This window comes from Bacteroides cellulosilyticus DSM 14838 (assembly GCF_000158035.1).
GTDB classification, from domain to species: Bacteria; Bacteroidota; Bacteroidia; order Bacteroidales; family Bacteroidaceae; genus Bacteroides; species Bacteroides cellulosilyticus.
Genome location: NZ_EQ973491.1, coordinates 689,004 through 699,373, shown reverse-complemented (window position 1 = coordinate 699,373; position 10,370 = coordinate 689,004). Strand labels below are relative to the sequence as shown.

8 protein-coding genes and 1 pseudogene are annotated in these 10,370 nt (G+C 41.3%); 4 read left to right on the top strand and 5 right to left on the bottom strand.

Translation table 11 applies throughout. From position 1 onward, the window contains the following. The 5 genes from BACCELL_RS27130 to BACCELL_RS15000 all read right to left on the bottom strand — a co-directional run. A partial coding sequence (locus BACCELL_RS27130; RefSeq protein ID WP_211211325.1) for a hypothetical protein occupies nucleotides 1-181 on the bottom strand: 181 nt, incomplete at its 3' end. 189 nt (nucleotides 182-370) lie between these two features. Further along, the gene (locus BACCELL_RS15015) at nucleotides 371-2,650 is read right to left on the bottom strand and encodes a GH92 family glycosyl hydrolase (protein WP_007212722.1); all 2,280 of its coding nucleotides are present in this window, start codon (nucleotides 2,648-2,650) and stop codon (nucleotides 371-373) included. Nucleotides 2,651-2,688: 38 nt separating this feature from the next. Further along, on the bottom strand, nucleotides 2,689-3,699 hold the full coding sequence (locus BACCELL_RS15010; RefSeq protein WP_007212721.1) for a FecR family protein: 1,011 nt from the start codon (nucleotides 3,697-3,699) through the stop codon (nucleotides 2,689-2,691). Nucleotides 3,700-3,730: 31 nt separating this feature from the next. Further along, entirely contained in the window at nucleotides 3,731-4,291 is a 561-nt protein-coding gene (locus tag BACCELL_RS15005; RefSeq protein ID WP_007212720.1) for an RNA polymerase sigma-70 factor, read from the bottom strand. Between the two features lie 48 nt (nucleotides 4,292-4,339). Continuing rightward, the gene (locus BACCELL_RS15000) at nucleotides 4,340-6,574 is read right to left on the bottom strand and encodes a GH92 family glycosyl hydrolase (RefSeq protein WP_007212719.1); all 2,235 of its coding nucleotides are present in this window, start codon (nucleotides 6,572-6,574) and stop codon (nucleotides 4,340-4,342) included. Nucleotides 6,575-6,710: 136 nt separating this feature from the next. On the opposite strand from BACCELL_RS15000, the gene BACCELL_RS14995 reads away from it, so the two are divergent. The 4 genes and pseudogenes from BACCELL_RS14995 to BACCELL_RS14980 all read left to right on the top strand — a co-directional run. Then, complete coding sequence (locus tag BACCELL_RS14995) at nucleotides 6,711-8,924, top strand: HAD-IA family hydrolase (protein WP_044153901.1); 2,214 nt, start codon at nucleotides 6,711-6,713, stop codon at nucleotides 8,922-8,924. A 419-nt stretch (nucleotides 8,925-9,343) separates the two neighbouring features. After that, nucleotides 9,344-9,661, top strand: a complete 318-nt coding sequence (rplU, locus tag BACCELL_RS14990) for a 50S ribosomal protein L21 (RefSeq protein ID WP_007212716.1) — start codon at nucleotides 9,344-9,346, stop codon at nucleotides 9,659-9,661. A 23-nt stretch (nucleotides 9,662-9,684) separates the two neighbouring features. Continuing rightward, complete coding sequence (rpmA, locus tag BACCELL_RS14985) at nucleotides 9,685-9,954, top strand: 50S ribosomal protein L27 (protein ID WP_007212715.1); 270 nt, start codon at nucleotides 9,685-9,687, stop codon at nucleotides 9,952-9,954. Between the two features lie 146 nt (nucleotides 9,955-10,100). Next, nucleotides 10,101-10,370, top strand: a pseudogene (locus BACCELL_RS14980) (serine--tRNA ligase); the annotation flags it as partial.

Sequence of the window (10,370 nt, the reverse complement as noted above, 5' to 3'; positions counted from 1 at the left end):
CGTCATAGAAAAATTGATACTTAGATTGAGATTTGATCTGTTCGATAACTGTACCTAACGTCGTACGAGAGACATTCAAATTCAGTTGGGCAAAGGTCCACTGAACAGATACAGTCATGAAGAACAAGACTAATAAAGCTCGTAGAAATTTCGAACTTTGAAAAGCATGATTGTTGTTCATAAACAAAGTTTAAAGGTTACACATTGGTTAATTTTAATCGACCGGGAGACTCTATTTCCTGACCGTCATATATAAAACAACGACCATAGAAAATACACTTAGTACAAAATGATATTTTTTTTCATTAAATAAAAAGGGAATAGTTTTATTTCCTATTCCCTTCTTCATTACATTATTAACTTCAGTTTTTTATTTCTTTTTTATTTCATTGGAGAAAGAATACGGGTAATCTTCCACCTGTGTTCCTCGTTGTAAATTAGGTTTGCTACCCATATCAAATTTCAAGACACCACCCTTCAACAGATCTCCATGTTTCAGATAATTCTTCGTATACGCGTTTCCATCCAAACGGAGCGATTCGATGTATATATTTTCAGAATTATTATTAGCAGCATCGATCACCAATGAATTACCATTTTCAAAATGAAGCGTTGCTTTTTTAAATAAGGGAGCCCCCAAGACATACTCATCGGTTCCCGGACAAACGGGATAGAAACCTAATGCCGAGAATACATACCAAGCAGAAGTCTGCCCGTTATCTTCATCTCCACAATAGCCATCAGGACCGGGCGTGTACATGCGATTCATCACCTGACGCAACCAATACTGAGCTTTCCAAGGCTGTCCGGCATAATTATACATGTAAATCATGTGCTGTATAGGTTGGTTGCCATGAGCATAATTACCCATATTCATCACCGTCATCTCACGTATTTCATGGATTACCTGGCCATAGTAGCTGTCATCGAATAAAGGAGGAACGATAAATACCGAGTCCAACATTTCAACAAAAACTTTTTCACCACCCATCAGATCAATCAAACCTTGAGGATCGTGGAATACAGACCAGGAATAATGCCAGCTATTTCCTTCCGTAAAGGCATCTCCCCACTTCAAGGGTGAGAAAGGAGCCTGGAACTGTCCATCTTTATTGCGTCCACGCATCAACAGGCTTTCCTTATCGAACACATTTTTATAATTCATAGCACGGTCAGCAAAAAGCTTCAGTTCCTTCTTCGGACGGTTCAGAGCTTTTGCCATCTGGTAGATACACCAGTCATCATAAGCATATTCCAAAGTACGGGCAGTGTTCTCATTGATTTTCACATCGTAAGGAACATATCCCAATTCATTATAGTATTCATAACCGAGGCGACCGGTAGAAGAAACTTCCGGATGCACATTCTTTGTTCCGTGGATAAGACCTTCGTACAAAGTAGTTACATCATCCACTTTAATACCTTTCAGATAAGCGTCGGCAAGTATAGAAGCGGAGTTATTACCGATCATACAGCCGCGATGTCCCGGACTTGCCCATTCGGGAAAGAAGCCACTTTCCTTATATGTATTGATAAGGCCTTCCTGTATCTGTTTGTTTACTGAAGGGTACATCAGGTTGAGGAAAGGGAACAGACAACGGAAAGTATCCCAAAAGCCTGTATCAGTATACATATATCCGGGCAAAACTTCTCCGTTATAAGGACTGTAGTGAACTGGATTTCCAGCCTCGTCAAACTCAAAGAAAGCACGTGGGAAGAGTACTGAACGGTACAAGCAGGAATAGAAAGTACGATACTGATCAAGGTTACCTCCATCCACTTCTATTTTTCCCAATATCTGGTTCCAGGCATCTTGTCCTTTCTGAACCAAAGTTTCAAAACTGTCACTCCCCAGCTCTTTCAGATTTCTGTCTGCTTGCTCAAAACTGATAAAGGAGGAGGCTACACGGGCATGTACAATTTCTCCCTTACGGGTTTTGAAACCGATGATGGCTCCCGCATGTCCTGCTGTTTGTTCACTCTGGTTTTCAACCAAAGCGCCGTCAGCAACAGAAGCCTGATAACTGAAAGGCTTATCAAATTCTATAACGAAATAGTTCTTGAAGTTATCAGGAACTCCACCGCTGTTACGGGTGGTATATCCGATTATCTTATTTTGCTCAGGAATGATCTTAATATAAGAGCCTTTATCAAAAGCATCTACTACAACATACGAATTCTCGTTCTCTGGAAAAGTGAAACGGAACAAAACGGCACGCTCTGTGGGCGTAAATTCCGTCACAACATCGTGCTCGGCAAGATACACCTTATAATAATAAGGTAATGCGATCTCTCCTTTGTGTGAGAACCAACTGGCACGTTTGTCTTCATCAAACTCTGGTTTGCCTGTTACAGGCATAATGGAGAACTGACCGTAATCATTAATCCACGGACTGGGCTGGTGGGTCTGCTTGAAACCACGAATCTTATTAGCAGTATATACATATTGCCAGCCATCTCCCATCTTTCCGGTCTGCGGAGTCCAGAAATTCATACCCCAAGGGCGTGCGACAGCCGGATATGTATTTCCCGTAGAAAGTTCAAAAGAAGACAATGTCCCCATCAGCGGGTTGACGTATTGCGTAAAATCTTTGGCTTGAGCCCAGAGAGCACAGCCTAAACAACAAATCGATAAAAGCAGTTTCCTCATATTATTATGTTTTAAGATTATATACTTCCGATTTTTACCTATTTCTTTGAAGACAGAAATACACTATTTCCCACAATTTTATATTCAATGGGAAGCGCATTCGTACTCTTAATCAGATTCAGAGTCTCCTCGACATTATCTTTCTTCTTTAATGTACCGGAATATGTCTTTGTAGCATCCATATCAGGCGCCAGAATAATCTTCACCCCATAAGAATTCTCCAAAGTACGGGCAATCGTAAATATGTCAGCCTTTTCAAAGACAAACTGATTATTATGCCAGTTTTCAATGCCTGTATCTACCTGTTTCACTACCAGACGGCGAGTTACAGCATTCAATTCCGCTTTTTGTCCCGGAGCCAATACGATCATGCCTTCTTCGTGATTACCTTTCACTTCAATCTCTCCCTTTATCAGTGTAGCTACCGCAGAACGGTTAGTCTTGTCACTCTTTAAGTTGAAGACTGTTCCCAAAACTCTTACCTGCATGGCTTCACTGCGCACTATAAAAGGCTTCGCCGTATTTCGCTTTACTTCAAAATAGGCCTCTCCTTCCATATATACATTCCTTCCCTTTTCTGAGAATTCACGTGGATATTTTAAAGTAGTATGTTTGTTCAGCCAAACCTTAGTGCCATCAGGCAACATTAGTTCTTTCACTTCATCACGGGCAGTGACAGCAACCAATTTGCTCTCTTCACTTTGTGACTGGTAAATATGATAACTCAAACCGGATATAAAAAAGATACCTATGAACATAGCGGCATACCGCATCCAGGCATTCAATCTTCTCACCTTATTTCGTTTAGCTTCTTCTTGTGCCAGCCGTTTGAACAGCTGCTTTTCAGCTTTTTCTATCTTCTTTTCATCCGCAAATTCTTCACTCTTTCCCAGATGGTATATCTGCTCTATCCTGAACAATTCACGAGCGTTACCATCCGATTCGTCCAGCCATGCATTTACCTTACAGAGCTCTTCTTCAGAGCATTCCCCCATAAGGAATTTGGCCATCAATTTTTCATCCAACTTATTCATTCCTTCTTTCATCATACTATTAAAACAACCGTTTCGATAAAAACACTTATACCTTACCTAATAAAAACAGGACTAACATAAAGTTCAGGTAGCCCAACCTCTCACGCAGAAACTTCAGGGCTTTATACATATGAGCTTCCACGGTCCGCAATGATATCCCCATAGTATCTGCTATTTCCTTATTCTTCATATCATGCAGATAGCTGAGTCTAAAGACCGTCTTACACTTATCCGGCAATTCATTTATAGCCTCGGAGAGTTCCTTTCTGAGTTCACGGTCTTCTATCCTCTTCACGACATCATTACTGTCCGGCTGATAAAACTCTATTCTTTTCTGGTTGATCTCCGTCACTACAGCTTCATAAGTATTCTTGATATCCCGGTGCTTCAGTACATTCAAAGCACGGGTATACACCGCCCGATACAGAAATGCCTGTATCTGCTCTCCTACCGTAATTGTATCTTTCCGCCGCCACAATTCTACAAATACATCTTGTACTACGTCCTCCGCTTCTTCATCACCCACGATGCGCGTGGCATAGAAAAGCAGATTGGCGTAGTACTTACGGAAAAGGAGTTTATAAGTCAGGTCAAAGTTATCACTCATAATCCCACAATTATATTATCTGGTACCATCCATCACTCTATCACTCCATCACTCTATCTCATACCACACTTTTCCCGGTTTATTCCCCATCTCAAATTCAAAGATAGAACCATTCATTATTTGCTCATGCGTGATATAACTTTTGTCATAAGGTTTTCCATCGAGTTTTACCGACTGGATATAAATATTCTCTTTGCTGACAGCCGGTGCCAATATCGTAAATGTTTTACCGTTAGCCAGATGCATCTTCATCTCAGGATACAGGGGAGTACCTATCTCATATTTGCCGCTAACCGGGTCTACCGGATAGAATCCCATTGCACTGAACACATACCAGGCAGACATCTGACCACAGTCTTCATTCCCGCACAAACCGGCAGGTGTATTCTTATATAATTCATGCATCACCTCAGCTGCATACTTCTGAGTCTTCCAAGGTTGCCCTATGGCATTAAACAAATAAATGACATGGTGACTCGGTTCATTACCATGTGCATACTGCCCAATCATTCCAGTACTGAAAATAGGTAGATCTTCATCCGCAGAAGGATTGTAAGTGAACATACTATCCAGTTTCTGGGCAAAACGTTCCTTGCCTCCAACCAGACTGATCAGTCCATCAACGTCTTGTTGCACAGACCAGAAATATTGCCAGCCATTACTTTCGCAAATATGCGGAGTATAATCATCCGGACTGAAGTCCTCAATGAAGGATCCTTTGTTATTCCGCGGTTGCATGAAAGTAGTCTGAGAATTATACACATTCTTATAATTCCGGGAACGCTTATAAAATTCATCTGCAATTTGCTTTTCACCCAGTTTCTCCGCCATACGGGCAATGCAATAATCATCGTAAGCGTATTCCAGGGTTTTAGAAAGTGACCAGTTTTCCGAGTTATAGTGATCCGTTACATCATAAGGCACATAACCATATTTTTTATATAATCCTATTCCACGATATTCATCAATATTGGCTGTAGCTACACATGCGGCCAAAGCTTTCTTCGGATCAAAATCCCCAATCCCTTTCAAGTAAGCATCCACTATGACGGGAACTGCATGATAACCTATCATCATATCCGTTTCACTTCCATAGAAATTCCATACCGGAAGACGTCCGTTCTGTTCGGAAAAGGCAAGAAAGGATTTTACCATGTCATTTACACGCTGTGGTTCAATATAGGTATAAAGGGGATGAGCGGCACGGTAGGTATCCCATAATGAGAAAGTACTGTAATTAGTCCATCCGTCTGCCTGATGCACTTGCTTATCAGGACCATAATAGGCACCATCCACATCGCTATAGATAGTAGGAGCCAGCATGGAATGATAAAGGGCTGTATAAAACTTAACTTTCTCATCAATGTCATTGCTCTTGATTTCTACTTTGGAAAGTTGCTCGTTCCAGTTTTTACGGGTAACAGCCAGATACTTGTCAAAATCATCTGCCGGAGCTTCAGCAGCAAGATTGCGTGCTGCGCCTTCCATACTTACCCCCGAAATAGCGGTGGTAACAAGAATCTGTTCCCCTGCACTTGTGTGGAAATCAAAACGGGCAATAGCAGAGCTACCTATACGCTTACCGTCTTTGATGACAGCAGCAGTATCTAACTGTACGGATGCAAACGGTTTAGAAAAACGGGTACGGAAATAAATGTGCTGGTCGCGTGCCCAACCATCAGAAAAACGGTATCCTTGAATAGTTACCGAATCGACTACTTCAATACGGGTATCATTCGTAAAGTCCCAGTTCATAGCTTTCCGCAAATTGAGGAATATAGCTGCGTCCGCTTCAGGAAAAGTATAACGCTGGATGCCACAACGTTCGGTTGCTGTCAGTTCCACGTTGATATCATAATCTTTCAGCCGCACCTGATAATATCCGGCACTGGCTGTTTCTTCATCATGGGAAAATAAAGAGTGAATGCCCAACGGCGCATCTGCTTCTTTATAAGGCAGAGTCACAGGCATAAAAGATATATCATATAAATCACCGGCTCCCGTACCCGAAAGATGAGTGTGACTGAAACCTGCAATCGTGCTGTCCGGATAGAAATAACCGGAGATGCGATCCCAGCCGGGAAGACCATTATCGGGGCTTAACTGCACCATACCGAACGGGGCCTGCGCTCCGGGATAAGTATTTCCTGTAAAATCAGTACCAATAAAAGGATTGACGTACTCTGTTGCATAACACTCAGTTTCCGCATCCGGTTGTTGGGATACACACGCTGAAAAAGAGAAAAGAAGCAAAATCCCAAAAGATAATTCTGATAGTTTCATAATATTACATAGTTAACGTATGTATGGAACAACTCAGCGCAAAGAAACACTTAGCAGTTTTTAAAATAAATTCATAGTGCGAACAAATATAGTCAGAAAATTCCAATTAATTTATAACTTTGCCGCAAAAAGCGACATGGGCTATACGACTTATCTCTTTGACTTTGATTACACGCTCGCAGACTCTTCTCGCGGCATTGTTACTTGCTTTCGCAATGTGCTCAATAAACATGGTTATACAAATGTAACCGATGAAGACATTAAACGCACCATCGGGAAAACATTGGAAGAATCTTTTTCTATCCTGACGGGAGTAACGGATGAAGAGCAACTGGCCGGTTTTAAAAGTGAATACAGGAAAGAAGCGGACACCCACATGACAATAAACACCGTGCTTTTTCTGGAAACCAAGTCTGTACTGCTGGCCCTGAAAGATGCGGGTGCATTCATAGGTATCATCTCCACCAAATACCGTTACCGAATTAAGGAAATGCTCGACCAGCATTTCCCCGGCAGCTTCTTCAATATCATTGTCGGTGGAGAAGATGTACAAACGGCCAAACCTTCGCCCGAAGGTTTACTACTTGCCATAAAACAATTACACGTCACCAAAGCTGAAACCCTCTATATTGGTGACAGTACAGTAGATGCTGCCACAGCCAAAGCTGCAGGTGTAGACTTTGCAGGTGTAACCCATGGAGTAACTACCACCGAAGAATTAGCCAAATATCCACACTGGAAGATTATGAGTTCGCTGGAAGAACTACTGGAAAATGACGAACTACCGACCCATGATAAACAATCTGCTGACAACGAGGACTCGACTGCCAATAAAGTGATACCTCAACATCCGGTTGTCAGTACGCCTGCAGTTCCGGCTGTTTCCGCTTCTCCCATTTCTCCCGCTCCCCGCAGAAGAAAGATGATCAATATTTGGCAAATACTGATTTTGGCAATATTGCTATGGCTGTCTTTTGAAGAAGGAGAAGATAGCAATGTTTTTCTATGGTCTTTCATACTGGTACTTTGGTATATTCTTACCAAACGCAGGATTCTGCCAGACCGTGTATTAGATTTTATATCCCCCTGGTGGACTCCCTGTAAGAAGTACCTTCGAGCCTTGCATATCAAGATGGTACGTGGAAAAGAGATTCCGCCCATCAGTGAGGAAAGTAACATCTGTCTGAATTGTGATACCGTCTATACAGGTAGTTATTGCAACCGTTGCGGTCAAAACAGGAACACTCCTCGCTACCGCTTCAGTAATGCATTCAAAAATATATTGGGAGGATTCACCAATATTGATAATGGCTTTGGTCGAACACTTCTGGATTTACTCTACCGTCCGGGGTACATGATCAGAGACTTCATTGCCGGCAAACGAATCTTATACTTCCGCCCCTTCCAAACACTATTTGTACTTGCCGCCCTTTACATCATGGCTGTACAACTGGTAGATCCTGAAGCCTTGAAAGAGAAAAAGGGAAAGTCTCCGGAAGCTCAAAGGCAAGAAATAATCGCTGCACGTGAACAATTGCAAAAACGTATAGAAACAGCAACAGACCCGACTACCCAAAATATCCTGAATAAAACGATAGAAGGTCTGGATAAGAAACTGGAAAATCTGGAAACAGAAGATTCTACGGACATCCGGAAGAATAATCTGATAGCTGCACGTGAACTATTGCAGAAACAGATGAAAGAGACCAAGAAACCAGACCAAAAGGAGGTTTTGACCCAAACAATAAAAGAACTGAATCAGGATCTGGAAAAACTGGAAACCTCAAAAAACTTAAAAAAGGATAACATCACCCTTCAAATAAATGGTGATGAAGATGACGAACTCATAGATGAACTTCTGGAAGGTGGATCATCAGTATTTAATAAGCTTGAAAAAGCCATTCACAATACACCTTTTCTGGAAAAAGTATGGAACTTACTGAAAAGTTGGGGACATGGTAACAAGGCATTCCGTATTATCGCCACATTACCTCTCTTTGCTCTGGCAACGCTCATGGCTTTCCGTCAGAAAAAGAACAAACTGCACTATAATCTGACAGAACATGTATTTATACAGGCTTATATTGCTTGCCAGATACTCTTGCTCAGTATCATAGTGCTCCCTTTCAACGGCAGTGCACAGGTAGGCCATTTATACGAATTGCCCATACTATTCATCTTTGCCCTCTTCTGCCTGGATTATAAGCAACTGTATGGATATACCTGGTGGAGAAGTTTCTGGACTACAATACTGATGTTTTTCTATAGTTTGATACTGCTTATTATCTTTGCTATTATTGTAGTGGCACTGATAGTTGCGGCAGTTTATATACTAAAGCCACTTTTGTAATTTTTCAGGTAAATCCGGTTCGCATCCTGTTTTGCTACGGAGTAGGTGCGAAGCAAATAGGTCTCAAGTACGTTTTATATACATTCCGATTTAAACAAGAGAATATTTCGTCACTGATTACCAAAAGGTTACAAGCAGTCCTTTTTCTGTTTACAAGAAGTTAAGAGTTTGTCGACAAGAAGTTAATTTCTTGTCGACAAACTCTTAACTTCTTGTAAACGGGAAACTGCTCCCATTCCGCTTTCCTTACATGGAATAGAGGTAAACCATTTTTTCCGCAAAAAGAAGATGAAACACTTGCCCGTTCCGAAGAAAAGAAGTACTTTTGTGCCCGATTATTCCGCACCGGGTTCGACAAAGTGCTTTCTAAGTGATTAGAGACCACCCGACGGAGCTAACTTATACATTATATATAAGAAATGTACGCAATTGTAGAAATCAACGGTCAGCAATTTAAAGCAGAAGCTGGCAAAAAGCTGTTTGTACACCACATCCAGAATGCAGAAAACGGTACGACAGTAGAATTTGACAAGGTTCTTTTGGTAGACAAAGACGGTGCAATCACTGTAGGTGCTCCTACTGTAGAAGGTGCAAAAGTTGTTTGCCAGATTGTATCCAGCCTGGTAAAAGGTGACAAAGTTCTCATTTTCCACAAGAAAAGAAGAAAAGGTCATCGCAAGTTGAACGGTCACCGCCAACAATTCACAGAGTTAACAATTACAGAAGTAGTAGCTTAATCAATTTAAAACAGTAAGAAGAAATGGCACATAAAAAAGGTGTCGGTAGTTCTAAGAACGGCCGCGAATCACAGAGCAAGAGATTAGGCGTTAAGATATTTGGTGGCGAAGCTTGCAAAGCAGGCAACATCATCATTCGTCAAAGAGGTACTGAATTCCACCCGGGTAACAACATCGGTATGGGTAAAGACCACACTCTTTTCGCTTTAGTAGACGGAACTGTACAGTTCAAAGTAACCAAGGAAGACAGACGTTATGTATCTGTAATCCCTGCCGAAAGCACAGAAGCGTAAGTTTCAGAATAAGAAATAAAGATGAGGGATGCAATCTGATGGATTGCATCCCTTTCTTTTTATAGTTTCTTTTTTTGCATTACTTCTGATTTACACTATCTTTGTGCTCTCAAATCAAGATTTTAATCAAAACAAAGTATCAAGATATGCTTACCATCAAACAAATTACAGAAAACACCGACGCGGTGATCCGCGGACTGGAAAAGAAGCATTTCAAAAATGCAAAAGAAACAATAGACCAGGTAATTGCCTTTAACGACAAAAGACGTAGCACACAGTCTATATTAGATAATAACCTCTCTGAAGTAAACTCGATTTCCAAATCCATCGGACAATTGATGAAAGAAGGAAAGAAAGAGGAAGCAGAAACTGCCAAAAGCCGTGTAGCCGAACTTAAAGAAGTCAACAAGACTTTG